This is a genomic window from Kordia sp. (assembly GCF_965283645.1).
Taxonomy (GTDB): domain Bacteria; phylum Bacteroidota; class Bacteroidia; order Flavobacteriales; family Flavobacteriaceae; genus Kordia.
Genome location: NZ_CBDIPG010000001.1, coordinates 1,709,706 through 1,729,258 on the forward strand (window position 1 = coordinate 1,709,706; position 19,553 = coordinate 1,729,258).

Sequence of the window (19,553 nt, forward strand, 5' to 3'; positions counted from 1 at the left end):
GCTGAGCCGCCATCTTCTGCTACCGTTACATCTCCTACCGTGAAAGCAGGCGTGTCGTTATCTGTGATGGTTACTGTTCCGCTGTCTGTCGCGTTAGAAGTGTTTCCACTGGTAACGCTTCCGTTTACCGTGAAGTCCTCTGTCGGTTCTCCAACGGTATCATCTGTAATTGGAATTGCTTACATTCACGCTTGTCTGTCCTGCTGGAATCGTTGCCGTAACAGTCGGTGCTTGTATAATCATTTGGATCTTCTGCACTGTTGTCTACTGTAGTGATTGCTACTACCGTGTCAACTGAGCTTGGATTGTCGATTGAGACTGGTACACTTGCTGATCCGTTATCTTCTGCTACGGTTACATCTCCTACTGTGAAAGCAGGCGTGTCGTTATCAGTGATCGTTACCGTTCCGCTGTCTGTTGTGTTTGATGTGTTTCCACTGGTAACGCTTCCGTTTACAGTGAAGTCCTCTGTCGGTTCTCCAACGGTATCATCCGTAATTGGAATGCTTACATTCACAGTTGTTTGTCCTGCTGGGATCGTTGCAGTAACGGTCGTTGCTTGTATAATCGTTTGGATCTTCTGCACTGTTGTCTACTGTAGTGATTGACTACTACCGTGTCTACTGAGCTTGGATTGTCGATTGATACGGGTACTGATGCACTTCCGTTATCTTCTGCTACGGTTACATCTCCTACTGTGAAAGCAGGCGTGTCGTTATCAGTGATCGTTACCGTTCCTGACTGTCTGTTGTGTTAGAAGTGTTTCCACTGGTAACGCTTCCGTTTACCGTAAAGTCCTCTGTTGGTTCTCCAACGGTATCATCTGTAATTGGAATTGATACATTCACAGTCGTTTGTCCTGCTGGGATCGTTGCCGTTACGGTTGTAGTTGTATAATCGTTTGGATCTTCTGCACTGTTATCTACTGTAGTGATTGCTACTACCGTGTCTACTGAGCTTGGATTGTCGATTGAGACTGGCACACTTGCGCTACCGTTATCTTCTGCTACGGTTACATCTCCTACCGTGAAAGCAGGCGTATCATTATCTGTGATGGTTACCGTTCCGCTATCTGTCGTGTTAGAAGTGTTTCCACTGGTAACGCTACCATTTACCGTAAAGTCCTCTGTTGGTTCTCCAACGGTATCATCCGTAATTGGAATACTTACATTCACAGTTGTTTGTCCTGCTGGGATCGTTGCCGTTACGGTTGTAGTTGTATAATCGTTTGGATCTTCTGCACTGTTATCTACTGTAGTGATTGCTACTACCGTGTCTACTGAGCTTGGATTGTCAATTGAAACTGGTACTGATGCGCTACCGTTATCTTCTGCTACGGTTACATCTCCTACCGTGAAAGCAGGCGTATCATTATCTGTGATGGTTACCGTTCCGCTATCTGTCGTGTTAGAAGTGTTTCCACTGGTAACGCTACCATTTACCGTAAAGTCCTCTGTTGGTTCTCCGATGGTGTCATCTGTAATTGGAATACTTACATTCACAGTTGTTTGTCCTGCTGGGATCGTTGCCGTAACTGTGGTGCTTGTATAATCATTTGGATCTTCTGCACTGTTATCTACTGTAGTGATTGCTACTACCGTGTCTACTGAGCTTGGATTGTCAATTGAAACTGGTACTGATGCGCTACCGTTATCTTCTGCTACGGTTACATCTCCTACCGTGAAAGCAGGCGTATCATTATCTGTGATGGTTACCGTTCCGCTATCTGTCGTGTTAGAAGTGTTTCCACTGGTAACGCTTCCGTTTACCGTAAAGTCCTCTGTTGGTTCTCCAACGGTATCATCTGTAATTGGAATTGATACATTAACAGTTGTCTGTCCTGCTGGAATCGTTGCAGTAACAGTCGTTGTTGTATAATCATTTGGATCTTCTGCACTGTTATCTACTGTAGTGATTGCTACTACCGTGTCTACTGAGCTTGGATTGTCGATTGAGACTGGTACTGATGCGCTACCGTTATCTTCTGCTACGGTTACATCTCCTACACTCATAGCGACTAAAGGATTTACTACTAAATTTGCATCTTGTGAATCCAGTAGTATACACGAATTTTCACTATGCGTGATAATTAGTTGATAATCATATCCATTATAAGAACTTGGCACATTAGTCAATGTCAGTGTATTTGTATTGAATCCTGAGTACGTTGGATTTGTTCCTGCGACTGTAATGTCTGACCAAGTTGCTCCATTATCAGTACTTTCTTGCCATTGATATACAATGTTGGCTGAAGAGTCTGTTGCTGGAGGAACTGTATAGTTTGGTGCCCCAGAAGCAAATGTTGTTGTTGATTGCGAACTTGCCGCAGCTGTAAATGTAACACTTCCTCCTTCAAGTATTGTTTGACTTGTTGCTGGATCTGCTGTGATTGCTGCTTGTGTAGCAGTTGTTACGTTTGCGTTTGTTGCTTGTGGGCTTCCTGTATTTGTAGGAACTCCATTAGTTCCAACTGCTCCTTCATCATCATCTGCTAAATTGTTACTCGAAGTTAAATCTGTAGCAGTGAAATTGGCTGCTCCTTCAATAGCATCCGCACAACCATCGTTGTCTGAATCTGTATCTAAATAATCTGGAGTTAAATCTGCATCTGTATCTTGGCAAGTATCTATACTCAAATTACTAATAACAACATCATCTACTCCTTCAGTAGAGGAGCCCTCTTTATTAGTCATATCGATAACAACTTCTATCGTTCCACTATCAGGGATAGTTGCTGGCAGATAAATATCCCAACTATCTGAAATTGTACCTAGTTCTGAGTAAGGCAATATTCTTAGACTACCACTAGCTCCATTACTATAGTTAATAATTTGTTCTGAAGACTTAACTCCTTCTTGACTTTCAAAAGTAGCATATACAAGTCCTCCATAACTTATAGTAACCAATACATAATCTGAGGGTCCTGATGGATTCGAATCTCTAACTGACAAAGTTCCTATTGACAGCGTATTCCCTATACCATAAGGGTTTACATTGGTTATACTTTGACTTATTGTTGGAGCTGTATTATCAGTACTAAAACCTCCTCCAGAATTAGAAAAAACAGTTGTAGGCACACATTCTGTAGTGTCTAAAATCCCATCATTATCATCATCTAAATCACAACCATCAGGAACAGAATCTCCATCGGCATTTGCATTGTCGTCAAAACCATTACAGATATCATTTGCGTCAATTACTCCATCTCCATCTTCGTCACATTGACCAAATGCATCAAATTGCGTATTATCAGTAGAAGTTCCTGCTGTTTGTCCTAATGTTGTATTTACATTGTTTGGAACTCCCGTTGTTGGTTCAACTGTTCCTGTTAACATTCCACTTCCATCTACTGCAGAAGCTAGAATATTATCTCCACCTTCTAAAGCATCAGGACAACCGTCGCCATCACTATCAGTATCTAAGAAATCTGGAATTGTATCACCGTCTGTATCTACTACTGGACATGCATCGAAAGTCATTTCTAATACATCTGAACCTGTACCATCAATACCTTCTCCAGTTACTTGAAAGGTTAATGTTGTTACTCTACCATATATTTGAATACTTCCTGCCGCTGTTCCAAATCCTCCATTGTCTGCTTCACCTGAAAGCACTATAGGTGAACTTGTTCCAAGGTTTTGATTTACATCTCTGTAGAATTGTTTTGACGTTACTATTAGTTGATTGTTTCCAGAAATTTTCCCCATAGTAAGGTTTGCATTTTGCAATGTCCACAATGAAGTATTTGATATGAAGTTTCCAGATTGTATTTGATTGTTTCCTCCAAGTCTGTCAATATGAATTATTGGATTGTAAACTGGTTGATCGTATGTTATTGTAATTGTTCCAGTAACTCGATCATCAGAAGCTGCATCAAGAGACTCTGAAGATGTATCCCATGCAAATAAAAATTCTAGAGAATTTGAACCTTCTACCGCCGCATCCGAGAAGAAGGAATTCGTAGTCATTGTTCCATCTGGCGTGTATGCGATAAGTCCACCAGCAGGAATTGAGCTGTTGTAGCTTATTCCAACTGAACCTGCACTGTTTGTGTATGGAAGGCTTCCTGCCCATGCACCTGTTGTTAATGGTCTTGAGACACAAACATTTTCGTTGTCATCAATAATTCCGTCATTGTCATTATCTATGTCTATTGCATCTTCAACTGTATCATTATCTGTGTCTACAGACGTAGAACTTGAACATGTTGCTGGTGGTGCTACTACTACATTTGTTAATTGACATGAACCATCACTATCATCTGTGATAGTAAATGTTATGTTTCCTCCAGCTATTGAGAATGGCCCAAATTGTTCTGGTAAATCGTATGAAATGTTTGCTTGCGTTATATCTCCAGATAAACTGTATGTAGATCCTAATAAGTTTCCGTTAGGATTGATGTAGAAAGTAAATGTATCATCTGCATCATTTGTTGGTGTTCCGTTGTTATCACAAAATATTGCTGTTACGGAAGCACTTAATATTTCACATGAATCACAGGCAGTCGTGTTTCCTGAGTTAGTTACTGCAAGGTCAGTACCTGTATATCCGCCTTGTCCTGTTACTCTACCATTTGATGAATTGACAGTTACTGGAGAGTTTCCTAGTACTCCATCCATATCATCATCGGTGTGTCCTGCTTCTAGTGCATCAACACAACCATCATTATCGCTATCATCATCTAATGAATTAATAATTCCATCATTATCAGAATCTAAATTTGAACATACGCCATTTGCGTTTAAAGCACAAAAATCTGCATCTTGATAGTTGATAATCCCATCTCCATCTTCATCACCCATTGGATCACCTGGCAAACAAGAGAAAGGATTAGATACGATAGTAGTTACCGAAACATTTTCTGTTGCCGAAAATGTTGTTGTATCACTTGGAGAACCAAAAGTTTGATTGATAGCGATTACTCCATCAATTAATACTCTGTATGAATTTCCTTGAATTCCATCACCAAAGGTATCCGTAATTGTGAATAAATATGTATCGTTTTCTGTTACTGTAATATCTTGAGAAACTGTAATGTTTCCAGTTGTATACGATCCTGTTGGTTGATTAAAAAGTACTGTAGCTCCTTGTGAAAATGACCAGCCAACTTCTGTTGAAAATTGATCTAAATCTATTTCTATTCGAACAACAGAATCAAGATTTAAAGGTACAGGATCTGTTGCACATTGTTCTTGGGTATCTAATATTCCGTCATTATCATCATCTTCATCACAAAAATCGGCTACACCATCAGAGTCACTATCTATGTTTCCTGTAATTGATAAATCACAAAAATCTATATCGCAATTACTTTGTTGTATCGTTGTTGTTATTGAACAAGTTCCAGTTACATCATCTGTTATTGTTATTGTGTATAAGGTATTGTTAGCTGAACCATCTTGTAATCTGAAATTTTGAGCTGCACCATATGTTCCTGATGTTGGAGATATTACACCTCCATTATCTACAGAAACAGTATATGTTGTTCCTAAATCGGTTCCTGTTGGATTTAAATCAAAACTCACATAATCGTCAGAACGATCACGTGTTAGATTGTTATTACAAGTTTCATTTGTTTTTCCAGCATCAGCTATATTACAATTTAAACATTCAAGTGTAAATGTTGTACTTACACCTGCATCTGTAACAACTCTACCTGCGGCTCCTGCTCTTGCTCCGTTACCAACTAGTATGTTTCCACTTCTTACTGAGGTAGTTGTTATTGCTGAAGAACTTATTACAAATCCACCACCACCTGGTCCTCCATATTCAATGAATACGGGTGATCCTCCTGGTTGCGTTGTTGCATCTCCTCCACGAGCAAAAACTCTAACTTGACTATTTATAGAGTTTGCTTGTATAGCTACATATCCGGCTCCACCGGCTCCACCTGTTACATTTGAAGGATCTCCAAAAAAGCTATATGTACCAGAGTTAGGTCCGTCTATACCATCACTTACGATGTTTCTGTTAGAACCATTTGTTGTAATATTATTAGCTAATACAATTATAATTCCTCCTCCATTACCTGTAGCAGGCGCCCATTCTACTTCTGAACCTCCAGAAGCTCCCATGAACAATCGTAAATTACTTGCTGTATCGAAGACACTTCCTACTGCTGGTGCGGCTGTTCCTGAAATAGTTGTTCCAGCTCCTCCACTGGTACCACCACCTCCGTAGCCACCACCACCACCACCTGAACCAAGTGTTGCGTCTGTTGAGTTTGCTCCATTACCACCAACTCCTGCTCCACCATCTGGTGCACCTTGAGCTCCATCACATCCTCCGTGACCTCCACGACCAGTACCTCCTGATAATGGTGCTGCGTTTCCAAAGTCACCTCCAAAATATATTGGATCTGTTCCCCAGTTTTCATCTGGTGTGTTCACTAAAGCTGCTGATTCTCCACAGTTATCAACTACGAAGTTTCCTGTTGTATTTCTTCCAAAAAAACCATCTCCAGAAGCATTAATACTTGCATTCATTGTGATATTATTGTCACATGCATCTATAAAAATAATACCTCCTGTATTTCCATTCCACGGTTGTGCTGACACAGTACCTACAACTGTAACATCACTTGTATATTTTGCAATTCTTACAAGCTGAACTCTCTCTGTTGCTGGTGTAAATGTTTTAGTTACTGATGTATCTATCGTTAATGTATTCCCTGCTATGTTGGTAATTTTAGCTAAATGAAAATTACCTGCTCCATTGTCAGTTCCACCAGTGTTTCCGCCACCACTAATACCTGTCATTTGAATTATCATCACAGGATCATTGACTGCTAACCCAGCACTGCTTCCAACAGTAACAGTTGTTCCGCTTACTGCGGTAACTGTAGTATATGAGTTTACTACTCCAGATATATTTTGTGCACTAGCGCTAAAGAAAAATAATAATGACACTAAAAGTGTTACTAGTATTTTTGATGTAATGTTTTTCATAGTCATGAAACTTTATTTTATAGATATGTAAGCTTAATACTTGAGGTTGTAACTGGAATTGAGGTTATTCGATATAACTCCTTTTCTTGTTCGTTATAAATGTATCCTACAAGATTAATCTTATGATTTATCAAGATTTGGTTGTTAAGTTCTTTTGTTAGTGTTGTGCCTTTTTTTCCATCACAACTGTATACTATAGGAATATTTACAGCTAGTTTTGAATTTGCTGGCAAACTAAACGTTGCTCTACCGTTAGCTATATAATTGAAAGTAATTTTTTGTTGCGTATTGAATTTCTTTTCGATTGAAGCTCCAGTTTTTGGAAAGTTTACAAGATTTCCAGCGTCAAGCTCTATTTCTGCACTTATTGGGTAATTGTTTTTATTTTCAATTTTAAGCAGTAGTTGATCGTTAAACTTTTTACAAACAGTTAAACGTTCACTTATGCTAGTGGTCACTTTTATATAGTTTTGCATATCATCTACTAGGTAGACATATACAGGAAGTTTTCGCATGTATCGTTCCCAACGCTTGTGTGCTTCATGCTTTTTATTCCTACTTGTTTCAATCGCCTTTTGTTCCATAGGATACAATTCTTGATTGTCCAATACGTGTTTTCTAAGTTTTGCTACTCCCGTAAGGTGTGGCACTATTTTTTGGAAAGAAATGATTCCATCAGCTGTAGTTTCATCTAGTTTTAAATCTTGCACATCGTAGATTGTTTTTTCTTGCGCAAGTGTGTATTGTGTCTGTAGCATGCAAAGCCACATCACGAAAATAGGGGAAAGCCTTTTTAGAATAAGTATAACAATAGAAGCACCGCCGAAGACTTTACGTCCCAACAGCACATCAATAGTAATGTTGTTCATTCGAGTGTTTTTTTAAGGCAGTTAAGTAAAAAAATGTGCGATTATTTCCTTAACATATTTTAACAAATGTAATGACTGACAAATACATATACGTAGCAATACTCATGAAAGGATTTGTTTTTTCGTTAAAATGCAAGCTTTTTTCGTTCAAGTGTTTACTATCTTTTTTTTACGATAATCTTATGTTTTTTGTTAAAAAATTGCATTTTTACGTCGTAAAGTTGTTGCTAACTTTATGTTTCTATTTGATTAAAAAGTGATATTTTTGCTTCCTATTAAATACTTGCAATGAGCATACAACAAGAAATAGCAAAGCGAAGAACTTTCGGAATTATATCGCATCCTGATGCGGGAAAAACAACTTTAACAGAAAAGTTATTACTGTTTGGTGGTGCCATTCAAGAAGCTGGAGCTGTAAAGAATAACAAGATTAAAAAAGGCGCTACAAGTGACTTTATGGAGATTGAACGACAACGTGGAATTTCTGTTGCAACTTCAGTGCTTGCATTCATATATAAAGATAAGAAAATCAATATCTTAGACACACCTGGTCACAAGGATTTTGCAGAAGATACGTTTCGTACATTGAGTGCTGTAGATAGCGTTATTGTGGTAATTGATGTTGCCAAAGGTGTGGAGGAACAAACTGAAAAATTAGTTGAAGTTTGTCGTATGCGAAAGATTCCTATTATCGTTTTTATCAATAAATTGGATAGAGAAGGAAAAGATGCTTTTGATTTATTAGATGAAGTAGAGCAGAAACTTGGCTTGCGTGTTACGCCGTTAAGTTTTCCTATTGGAATGGGATATGATTTTAAAGGTATTTATAATATTTGGGAAAAGAATATTAACTTATTTACAGGAGATAATAAACAAACTATTTCTGACGCTATTCATTTTGAAGATGTTAACAATCCTGAACTCGAAACTTACATCGGTGATAAAGCCGCAAAAACATTGCGTGAAGAGTTAGAATTAGTTATGGAAGTGTATCCAGATTTTAACAGAGAGGAATACTTAAATAGTGAATTACAGCCTGTATTTTTTGGCTCAGCTTTGAATAATTTTGGTGTTAGAGAATTGCTAGATTGTTTCGTAGAAATTGCTCCAACTCCACTAGCGAAAGATTCTGATACACGATTGGTAAAACCTGATGAGGATGATTTTTCAGGTTTTGTATTTAAAATTCACGCCAATATGGATCCGAAACATAGAGACCGTTTGGCTTTTATTAAAATTGTTTCAGGAGTTTTTAAACGTAATACACCGTACCTTCATGTTCGATTGGATAAGAAGTTAAAGTTTTCGAGTCCGAATGCATTTTTTGCTGAGAAAAAACAAATTGTTGACGAATCGTTTCCAGGTGATATTGTTGGTTTGCACGATACTGGAAATTTCAAAATTGGCGATACATTGACGGCTGGTGAAAAGATGAACTACAAAGGTGTTCCGAGTTTTTCACCAGAGCATTTTAGATATATCAACAACGCTGATCCAATGAAATCCAAGCAGTTAAATAAAGGTATTACACAGTTAATGGATGAAGGAGTTGCACAATTATTTACACTCGATTTAAATGGACGAAAGATTATTGGTACTGTTGGAGCACTTCAATATGAAGTAATTCAGTATCGATTGGAGCATGAATATGGCGCAAAATGTACATATGAAAATTTAAATGTTCATAAAGCATGTTGGGTTGAAGTTGCTGATAAAAAAGATCCTGAGTTTTTAAATTTTAAGCGTGTAAAACAAAAATTTTTAGCACGAGATAAAGAAAATAAACTGGTGTTTTTAGCAGATTCTTCTTTTTCGTTACAAATGACACAACAAAAATATCCGACTATTAAGTTTCACTTTACAAGTGAGTTTTAATGAATTTAAAAACTAAAAAATTGAAGAATTGAATGATTAAAAAGAGTTGCTTTTCTTCTCAGAAATGCAAATAATAATCATTTTAAAGCTTTTTAATGAGTTTATATAAAAAAGACATCAACTAGCATTGATGTCTTTTTTTTGTTCTTAAAATACTATTCAAAAAAAGTCACTTTTGGACAAAGTATAATTAAAATCTATTTAAACATAAATTGGAATAAATTTTAATGATTTGTTTAAAAATAAAAAAACCTCAATTCGAAAATTGAGGTTTTTTTTATTAAGCTTCTCCAGTGGGTCCAAAATTCATTGGAATTGGAGGTTGTTCAAAATCTGTTATTTGTCCATTAGCTTTTTCAAAGCGATGTATATTTTCACCTAATGCCTTCATTAATCGTTTTGCATGTTGTGGCGTTAATATAATTCTAGATTTTACTTTTGCCTTTGGTCTCCCTGGCATAATGTTTACAAAATCTACTACAAATTCTGATGGTGAGTGATTGATGATTGCTAGGTTGGAATAAATTCCTTCCGCAGTTGCATCATCCAACTCAATATTGATTTGCTTTTCTTTTGCTTTGTCCTTGCTCATGTATTAAAAGTTAATTTCATGCTTAGCTGCCATAATTTCATTGTATTCTTCTCTCGATCCTACAATAATATCATCGTACTTACGCATTCCAGTTCCTGCTGGTATTTTATGTCCAACAATTACATTTTCTTTTAATCCTTCTAATGCATCCACTTTACCACTTACTGCGGCTTCGTTCAGTACTTTTGTTGTTTCCTGGAACGACGCTGCTGAGATAAATGATTTCGTCTGTAATGAAGCTCTCGTAATACCTTGTAAGATAGGTGTTGCCGTTGCCGGAACAATGTCTCTTGCAGTTACTAGTTGCTTATCAGATCTTCTTAATACAGAATTTTCATCTCTCAATTCTCTTGGAGAAACAATTTGTCCTGCTTTAAAGTTTTCTGATTCACCTGCATCTTCAATTACTTTTTGACCGTAAAGGTTATCATTTTCTCTGATGAAATCAGACTTGTGAATTAATTGGTTTTCTAAGAAGATAGTATCTCCAGGATCTCCGATTCTTACTTTACGCATCATTTGACGAACAATTACTTCAAAGTGTTTGTCATTAATTTTCACACCTTGTAAACGATATACTTCCTGTACTTCATTTACTAAGTATTGTTGTACAGCTGAAGGTCCTTTAATATTTAAAATATCGTTAGGCGTAATAGAACCATCTGAAAGTGGCATTCCAGCACGTACATAATCATTTTCTTGAACTAAGATTTGGTTCGAAAGTTTTACTAAATACTTTCTGATGTCTCCAAATTTAGATTCTACAATAATTTCACGGTTACCTCTTTTAATTTTACCAAAAGAAACAACTCCGTCAATCTCAGATACAACCGCTGGGTTAGAAGGGTTACGTGCTTCAAACAATTCTGTTACACGTGGTAAACCTCCTGTAATATCTCCTGATTTTGCAGATTTACGTGGAATTTTCACTAAAATTTTACCAACTTTAATCTTTTCACTATCATCAACCATTAAGTGAGAACCTACTGGAAGGTTGTAAGACCTTTGTATTTCTCCCTTGCTGTTTAATATTTGTAGCGTTGGAATTAATTTTTTATTTCTTGATTCAGAAATTACTTTTTCTTGGAATCCTGTTTGTTCATCAATTTCTACTTGGAACGTAACACCTTGTTCGATGTTTTCGTACTTAATTTTCCCAGCAAATTCAGAGATAATCACACCATTATATGGATCCCACTCACAAATAGCTTGATCCTGTTTGATTGTTTCTCCGTTTTTCACAAAGATTGTAGAACCATAAGGAATGTTATTTGTACTTAATGTAATTCCAGTTTTCTTATCAATAACTTTTATTTCCGATGTACGAGAAATTACAATATCTGAAAGTTTTCCATCTGCATCTTCACCTTGAACTGTTTTCAGTTCTTCAATTTCAGCGACACCTCCAAATTTAGCTTTTAACTGGTTTTCTTCAGAAATGTTACTCGCTGTTCCTCCCATGTGGAATGTACGTAGCGTTAACTGTGTACCTGGCTCTCCAATTGATTGTGCGGCAACAACTCCTACAGCTTCTCCAATTTGAACCATTTTGTTTGTAGAAAGGTTACGTCCATAACATTTAGAGCAAATACCTTTTGGCGCTTCACATGTTAATGGAGAACGTACTTCTACTGATTCTACTGGTGAGTCTTCTATTGATTGTGCTACTTCTTCTGTAATGTTTTCGCCTGCAGCTACTAAAATTTCTTCCGTTAAAGGATTGTATACATCATGTAGAGAAACTCTACCTAAGATACGCTCTTTTAATGGTTCAACTACATCTTCATTTTTCTTTAATGCTTTTACTTCAACACCTCTTAATGTTTCACAATCGTGAATATTTACAATTACATCTTGAGACACATCTACTAGACGACGTGTTAAATATCCTGCATCGGCAGTTTTTAATGCGGTATCGGCAAGACCTTTACGTGCACCGTGCGTAGAGATAAAGTATTCTAAGATCGATAATCCTTCTTTAAAGTTAGAAAGAATCGGGTTTTCAATAATTTCTCCACCACCGGCAGTCGATTTTTTCGGCTTCGCCATTAATCCACGCATACCAGTTAACTGACGAATTTGCTCTTTAGAACCACGGGCTCCAGAGTCAAGCATCATGTACACAGAGTTAAATCCTTGTTGATCTTCACTAATGTGTTTCATAGACAACTCCGTCAAGTTTGCGTTTGTTGTTGTCCACTTGTCAATTACCTGATTGTAACGTTCGTTATTGGTAATTAATCCCATGTTATAGTTAGCGGTAATTCCGTCAACTTCTTTGTTTGCTTTGTCAATTAACGACTGCTTTTCTTTTGGAATAATGATATCTCCTAAACTGAATGATAATCCACCTCTAAAGGCAAATCCATATCCAAGACCTTTGATATCATCTAAGAAAGCTGACGTTGTTGGAATGTCTGTTACTTTTAAGATTCCACCAATGATACTACGCAACGATTTTTTCGTTAATACTTCATTGATATATCCTGCTTGTGCTGGCACTTTCTGATTGAAAAGTACACGTCCTACAGTTGTTTCTATAATTTGTGGAACTAATTCTCCAGCTTCATTAAAGTCTAATGTTCTAATTTTCATAGAAGCATTCAACTCTATTTGTTTTTCATTGTACGCCATTACTACTTCCTCAGCAGAGTAGAATGTTAATCCTTCTCCTTTAATTTTTCTATCTGGAGTAGATTTACGCAACTTCGTCATATAGTATAAACCTAATACCATATCTTGAGAAGGTACTGTAATTGGCGAACCATTTGCTGGATTCAGAATGTTTTGAGAAGCTAACATTAATAATTGTGCTTCTAAAATTGCTTCTGGGCCTAATGGTAAATGTACTGCCATTTGATCACCATCAAAATCGGCGTTAAAGGCTGTACATGCCAATGGGTGTAACTGAATCGCTTTTCCTTCAATAAGTTTTGGCTGGAATGCCTGAATACCTAATCGGTGAAGCGTTGGCGCACGGTTTAGTAATACTGGATGACCTTTAATTACGTTATCCAAAATATCCCAAACTACTGGCTCTTTTTTATCTATAATTTTCTTTGCAGATTTTACAGTTTTTACAATACCTCTTTCAATTAGTTTTCTAATTACAAAAGGCTTGTATAATTCTGCTGCCATGTTTTTAGGCAATCCACATTCGTATAGTTTTAATTCTGGACCAACAACAATTACGGAACGAGCAGAATAATCTACACGTTTTCCAAGTAAGTTTTGACGGAAACGTCCTTGCTTACCTTTTAAGGAATCAGATAATGATTTTAATGGTCTGTTAGAATCTGTTTTTACAGCGGATGATTTACGCGTGTTATCGAATAATGAATCTACAGATTCTTGAAGCATACGCTTCTCGTTACGTAAGATTACTTCAGGAGCTTTGATCTCCATTAATCTTTTTAAACGATTGTTTCTGATAATTACTCTACGGTATAAATCATTTAAATCAGACGTTGCAAAACGACCACCATCTAATGGCACTAACGGACGTAATTCTGGTGGAATTACAGGAACAACTTTCATGATCATCCATTCTGGACGGTTTTCACGATTTTTGTTCGCATCACGTAATGACTCCACAACTTGTAAACGTTTTAATGCTTCCGTTTTACGTTGCTTAGATGTTTCGTTGTTTGCTTTGTGACGTAAGTCGAATGATAATTGATCTAAATCGATTCTAGATAATAGTTCAATTAAACACTCAGCTCCCATTTTAGCGATAAATTTCGTTGGGTCATTATCGTCTAAGTATAAGTTTTCTTGTGGAAGTGATTCAAGAATGTTTAAGTATTCTTCTTCCGTAAGGAAATCCATTTTTTGAACTGGCTCACCAGCTTCGTTTTTAGCATCACCTGGCTGAATTACTACGTAACGTTCGTAGTAGATAATCATGTCTAATTTCTTAGATGGTAATCCTAAAAGGTATCCTATTTTGTTTGGTAACGAACGGAAATACCATATGTGTGCAACTGGCACAACAAGGTTGATATGTCCAACTCTGTCTCTACGTACTTTCTTTTCTGTTACTTCAACACCACAACGGTCACAAACGATTCCTTTGTAACGAATTCTCTTGTATTTTCCACAAGCACATTCGTAATCTTTTACAGGTCCAAAGATACGCTCACAGAATAATCCGTCACGCTCTGGTTTGTGTGTACGATAGTTGATTGTTTCAGGTTTTAGCACTTCACCTTTTGATGCTGCTAATATAGACTCCGGAGAGGCTAAACCTATTGAGATTTTATTAAATCTCTTTACAGTATTCTTATCTTTATTTCTTGCCATACTAATGGTTGATAATGAATTATGTGTAATTGTAGCCGTGCAACTCTGAAGCTACACGGCGTTTATAATTTATTCCTCTAATCTAATGTCTAATCCAAGACCTTTCAATTCATGCATTAATACATTGAATGATTCAGGTAATCCTGGTTCTGGCATTGGTTCACCTTTTACGATTGCTTCGTATGTTTTGGCTCTTCCAATTACATCATCAGATTTTACAGTCAGTATTTCTCTTAGTGTACTTGATGCTCCATATGCTTCTAGTGCCCAAACTTCCATTTCTCCAAAACGCTGTCCACCAAATTGTGCTTTACCACCTAATGGTTGTTGCGTAATTAATGAGTATGGTCCTATTGAACGTGCGTGCATTTTATCGTCTACCATGTGACCAAGTTTCAGCATGTATATAATACCTACTGTTGCTGGCTGATCAAAACGTTCTCCTGTTCCACCATCATAAAGATATGTATGTCCAAATCTTGGAACTCCTGCTTCATCAGTAATCTCATTGATCTGATCTAAAGAAGCACCATCAAAGATTGGCGTTGCATATTTTTTATCAAGTTTCTCTCCTGCCCATCCTAATACCGTTTCATAAATCTGACCGATATTCATACGAGAAGGTACACCTAATGGATTTAATACGATATCAACTGGCGTTCCGTCTTCTAAGAAAGGCATATCTTCTTGACGTACAATACGTGCTACAATACCTTTGTTTCCGTGACGGCCTGCCATTTTATCACCTACTTTTAGTTTACGTTTCTTAGCGATGTAAACTTTTGCAAGTTTTAATATTCCTGCTGGTAATTCGTCTCCAACTGAGATTGTAAATTTATCTCTTCTTAATGCTCCTTGCAGGTCATTAAGTTTAATTTTATAGTTGTGTACTAAATCAGCAACAGCGCTGTTTGTATCATCATCAGTAGTCCAAGTTCCTCCTGTTAAATGCGCGTAATCTTCTACAGCGTTTAACATTTTTAGTGTGAACTTTTTACCTTTTGGTAATACTTCTTCTCCAAGATCATTTTGAACTCCTTGAGATGTTTTACCATTAACAATTGTAAACAATTTGTCAATTAACACACCTCTTAGCTCTTCAAATTTAGTTGTGTATTCAAGTTCTAAAGTTGCGATTTCCTCTTTATCTTTAGCTCTTTTACGCTTGTCTTTGATTGCTCTTGAGAATAGTTTTTTATTAATTACAACTCCATGTAATGATGGAGACGCTTTTAATGAAGCATCTTTTACATCACCTGCTTTATCTCCGAAGATTGCACGTAATAATTTTTCTTCTGGTGTAGGATCTGATTCTCCTTTTGGAGTAATTTTACCAATTAGAATATCACCAGGTTTTACTTCGGCTCCAATTCTAATCATTCCATTTTCATCTAAGTCTTTTGTAGCCTCTTCTGAAACGTTTGGAATATCATTGGTTAATTCTTCAGCTCCTAATTTTGTATCTCTTACATCCATTGAGTATTCGTCAATGTGAATAGACGTAAAGATATCTTCACGAACTACTTTTTCAGAGATTACAATTGCATCCTCAAAGTTATATCCTTTCCAAGGCATGAAGGCAACCTTCAAGTTTCGTCCTAGTGCAAGTTCTCCTTTTTGAGTTGCGTATCCTTCACAAAGTACTTGTCCTTTTTTAACTCTATCACCTCTTCTTACGATTGGCTTTAAGTTAATAGACGTACTTTGGTTTGTTTTACGGAATTTGATTAAGTTGTATGTTTTTGAATCACCATCAAAACTTACTAATCTTTCATCATCTGTACGATCATATTTGATTGTAATTTTATTAGCGTCTACATACTCAGCATATCCATCTCCTTCAGCATTTATCAACACTCTTGAATCAGAAGCAACTTGACGTTCTAGTCCAGTTCCTACGATTGGTGATTGTGGACGTAATAAAGGTACTGCCTGACGCATCATGTTTGATCCCATCAATGCACGGTTGGCATCATCATGTTCCAAGAATGGAATTAACGATGCAGAGATTGACGCTATTTGATTAGGAGCAACATCTGTATAATCTATTTCAGATGGAGATACTACTGGGAAATCTCCTTCTTCTCTAGCAATTACTTTTTCAACATTGATTGTACCATCTTCAGTTATAGGAATGTTTGCTTGTGAAATTTTCATTCCTTCTTCTTCCTCAGCACTTAGGTATGCAAACTTGTTTATATCAACTTTTCCGTCCTCAACTTTACGATAAGGAGTTTCTAAGAATCCCATAGAGTTTACTTTTGCAAATACTCCAAGAGAAGATATTAATCCAATGTTTGGACCTTCTGGTGTTTCAATAGGACATAAACGTCCGTAGTGTGTATAGTGAACATCACGTACCTCAAAACCTGCTCTTTCTCTGGAAAGTCCACCTGGTCCTAAAGCCGATAAACGACGTTTGTGTGTAATTTCTGCTAATGGATTTGTTTGATCCATAAACTGAGACAACTGGTTCGTTCCGAAGAATGAGTTAATTACAGATGATAAGGTTTTTGCATTAATCAAATCAATTGGTGTAAATACCTCGTTATCTCTAACGTTCATACGCTCACGAATTGTTCTTGCCATACGTGCAAGACCAACACCAAATTGTTGTGCTAATTGTTCTCCTACGGTACGAACACGTCTGTTAGATAAGTGATCAATATCATCAATTTCTGCTTTTGAATTAATTAACTCAATTAAGTATTTGATGATTGTGATAATATCTTCCTTGGTTAAGACTTGCTTATCCATGGCGATATTCAATCCTAACTTCTTATTCATACGGTAACGACCTACTCCACCAAGATTATATCTTTGGTCAGAGAAGAATAGTTTATCGATGATACCACGTGCTGTTTCCTCATCTGGCGGTTCAGCATTACGAAGTTGACGATAAATATGTTCTACGGCTTCTTTTTCAGAGTTCGTAGGATCTTTTTGTAATGTATTGTGGATAATCGCATAATCACCAGCTTGGTTTTCTTCTTTGTGTAAAAGAACAGTTTTTACACCAGCTTCAACGATTTCTTCTATGTGTTCTTTTTCTAAAATAGTATCTCTATCCAAAACGATTTCGTTACGCTCGATAGATACTACTTCACCTGTATCTTCATCCACGAAGTCTTCATGCCATGTATTTAATACACGTGCAGCTAACTTGCGACCTAATACTTTTTTAAGTCCACTTTTAGATACTTTTACTTCTTCAGCAAGATCAAATATCTCAAGGATATCTTTATCACTTTCGAATCCGATAGCTCTAAATAGTGTGGTTACAGGTAATTTTTTCTTTCTATCAATATATGCATACATTACACTATTGATATCTGTAGCAAATTCTATCCAAGATCCTTTAAAAGGAATTACTCTGGCAGAATAAAGCTTGGTTCCATTTGCATGGAAAGATTGTCCAAAAAATACTCCTGGTGAACGGTGTAATTGAGAAACTACGACACGTTCAGCTCCGTTGATACAGAACGTTCCACTTGGAGTCATGTAAGGAATAGTTCCTAAATATACATCTTGTACAATTGTTTCAAAATCTTCATGCTCAGGATCTGTACAGTATAGTTTTAAACGTGCTTTTAAAGGCACACTATATGTTAATCCTCTTTCAATACATTCTTGAATATTGTATCTCGGTGGGTCGACGAAGTAATCAAGAAATTCTAATACGAATTGATTACGAGTGTCTGTAATTGGAAAGTTTTCTTGGAAGGTGTTGTATAATCCTTCTTCGCCACGCTCTTCTGATTTCGTTTCTAGTTGAAAGAAATCTTGAAATGATTTGATCTGAATATCTAGAAAATCTGGATAATCAGGTGTGTGTTTTGCCGAGGCGAAATTTAATCTTTCAGTCTGATTTGTGAACATCAATGGACAATATTATGATTAAAATAAAATAAAATAAAACGTATTAACGCTTATATACACAAAAGGGTTTAGGTCTCAGGGGACTATCCCAAAGACCTAAACCAAGTTTTTATAGCTTGGTAAGCTTACTTAAGCTCAACCTCAGCTCCAGCTTCTTCTAAAGATGCTTTAAGACCTTCAGCCTCATCTTTAGATACTCCTTCTTTGATTGCAGCAGGTGCAGAATCAACAATTCCTTTAGCATCTTTAAGACCTAAACCTGTTAATTCTTTTACTAATTTAACTACTGCTAATTTAGATCCACCAGCAGCTTTTAAGATTACGTCAAACTCAGTTTGCTCATCTCCACCGTCAGCGTCAGCAGCAGGTCCAGCAGCAACTACAGCAGCAGCTGCAGCAGGCTCAATACCGTACTCATCTTTTAATATATCTGCTAATTCGTTAACTTCTTTTACAGTAAGGTTAACTAATTGTTCTGCGAATTCTTTTAAATCTGCCATTTTCTATCGTTTTAAAAATAATGTGTTTGTTAAATATTTGTTTTATTAAGTGCGTACTTTTTGAATTATCTTTCAGATAATGTTTTTAAGATACCAGCAAGTTTTCCTCCTCCAGATTGAAGTGCAGAAACAACGTTCTTAGCAGGAGATTGTAATAATCCAATGATTTCTCCAATAAGCTCTTCTCTAGATTTGATATTTACTAATGCATCTAATTGATCGTCTCCAACAAAAACTGCTGTTTCAATAAAAGCTCCTTTTAAAATTGGCTTTTCAGCTTTCTTTTTCTTTCTGAACTCTTTGATTAGTTTTGCAGGAGCGTTTCCTGTTTCTGAAAGCATTAATGAAGTGTTTCCTTTTAATACCTCAGGAAGTTCTCCAAAATCTTTTTCAGAAGCTTCCATTGCTTTTGCAAGCAATGTGTTTTTAATTACTGCAAGTTTGATATTTTCTTTAAAACATGCTCTTCTTAAGTCTGAAGTTGCTTCAGCATTTAAACCAGAGATGTCTGTTAAGTAAATATTTGTATTATCGGCTAACTGTGCAGTTAATTCTTCTATTACTACTAATTTTTCTTCTTTAGTCATGA

The 19,553-nt window shown here is 36.6% G+C and carries 9 protein-coding genes; 1 reads left to right on the plus strand and 8 read right to left on the minus strand.

Annotated elements, in window-relative coordinates; genetic code table 11:
- Positions 1–124 precede the first annotated feature (124 nt).
- The 3 genes from ACQ654_RS07370 to ACQ654_RS07380 form a co-directional block, all read right to left on the minus strand.
- A complete protein-coding gene (locus ACQ654_RS07370) occupies positions 125–586 on the minus strand; it encodes a Calx-beta domain-containing protein (RefSeq protein WP_430409682.1) in 462 nt (153 codons plus the stop codon).
- 142 nt (positions 587–728) lie between these two features.
- Positions 729–6,947, minus strand: coding sequence for a Calx-beta domain-containing protein (locus ACQ654_RS07375; RefSeq protein ID WP_430409683.1), 6,219 nt, complete (start codon positions 6,945–6,947; stop codon positions 729–731).
- Positions 6,948–6,964: 17 nt separating this feature from the next.
- On the minus strand, positions 6,965–7,816 hold the full coding sequence (locus ACQ654_RS07380) for a hypothetical protein (RefSeq protein WP_430409684.1): 852 nt from the start codon (positions 7,814–7,816) through the stop codon (positions 6,965–6,967).
- Positions 7,817–8,104: 288 nt separating this feature from the next.
- Here ACQ654_RS07380 and ACQ654_RS07385 point away from each other — a divergent pair, with 288 nt between their 5' ends.
- Complete coding sequence (locus ACQ654_RS07385; RefSeq protein WP_430409685.1) at positions 8,105–9,691, plus strand: peptide chain release factor 3; 1,587 nt, start codon at positions 8,105–8,107, stop codon at positions 9,689–9,691.
- A 280-nt stretch (positions 9,692–9,971) separates the two neighbouring features.
- Here the strand turns inward: ACQ654_RS07385 and ACQ654_RS07390 are convergent, their stop codons facing one another.
- The 5 genes from ACQ654_RS07390 to rplJ all read right to left on the minus strand — a co-directional run bounded on the left by ACQ654_RS07390 (position 9,972) and on the right by rplJ (position 19,551).
- Positions 9,972–10,283: a DUF3467 domain-containing protein gene (locus ACQ654_RS07390; protein ID WP_430409686.1), complete on the minus strand. Its 312-nt coding sequence runs from the start codon at positions 10,281–10,283 to the stop codon at positions 9,972–9,974.
- Positions 10,284–10,286: 3 nt separating this feature from the next.
- Positions 10,287–14,585: a DNA-directed RNA polymerase subunit beta' gene (gene rpoC, locus ACQ654_RS07395; RefSeq protein ID WP_430409687.1), complete on the minus strand. Its 4,299-nt coding sequence runs from the start codon at positions 14,583–14,585 to the stop codon at positions 10,287–10,289.
- 69 nt (positions 14,586–14,654) lie between these two features.
- Positions 14,655–18,464: a DNA-directed RNA polymerase subunit beta gene (gene rpoB / locus ACQ654_RS07400; protein WP_430409688.1), complete on the minus strand. Its 3,810-nt coding sequence runs from the start codon at positions 18,462–18,464 to the stop codon at positions 14,655–14,657.
- 125 nt (positions 18,465–18,589) lie between these two features.
- The gene (gene rplL / locus ACQ654_RS07405) at positions 18,590–18,964 is read right to left on the minus strand and encodes a 50S ribosomal protein L7/L12 (protein ID WP_430409689.1); all 375 of its coding nucleotides are present in this window, start codon (positions 18,962–18,964) and stop codon (positions 18,590–18,592) included.
- A gap of 65 nt (positions 18,965–19,029) precedes the next feature.
- Positions 19,030–19,551 (minus strand): 50S ribosomal protein L10, encoded by a 522-nt coding sequence (gene rplJ / locus ACQ654_RS07410; RefSeq protein WP_430409690.1) that lies wholly within the window; start codon positions 19,549–19,551, stop codon positions 19,030–19,032.
- Positions 19,552–19,553: the final 2 nt, after the last annotated feature.

What these genes read in the sequence shown, in the direction of transcription:
- ACQ654_RS07385 (WP_430409685.1), top strand. Translation starts at nt 8,105, where the DNA reads ATGAGCATACAACAAGAAATAGCAAAGCGAAGAACTTTCGGAATTATA.
- rplL (WP_430409689.1), bottom strand. Translation starts at nt 18,964, where the DNA reads ATGGCAGATTTAAAAGAATTCGCAGAACAATTAGTTAACCTTACTGTA.
- rplJ (WP_430409690.1), bottom strand. Translation starts at nt 19,551, where the DNA reads ATGACTAAAGAAGAAAAATTAGTAGTAATAGAAGAATTAACTGCACAG.
- rpoB (WP_430409688.1), bottom strand. Translation starts at nt 18,464, where the DNA reads ATGTTCACAAATCAGACTGAAAGATTAAATTTCGCCTCGGCAAAACAC.
- ACQ654_RS07380 (WP_430409684.1), bottom strand. Translation starts at nt 7,816, where the DNA reads ATGAACAACATTACTATTGATGTGCTGTTGGGACGTAAAGTCTTCGGC.
- rpoC (WP_430409687.1), bottom strand. Translation starts at nt 14,585, where the DNA reads ATGGCAAGAAATAAAGATAAGAATACTGTAAAGAGATTTAATAAAATC.
- ACQ654_RS07375 (WP_430409683.1), bottom strand. Translation starts at nt 6,947, where the DNA reads ATGAAAAACATTACATCAAAAATACTAGTAACACTTTTAGTGTCATTA.
- ACQ654_RS07390 (WP_430409686.1), bottom strand. Translation starts at nt 10,283, where the DNA reads ATGAGCAAGGACAAAGCAAAAGAAAAGCAAATCAATATTGAGTTGGAT.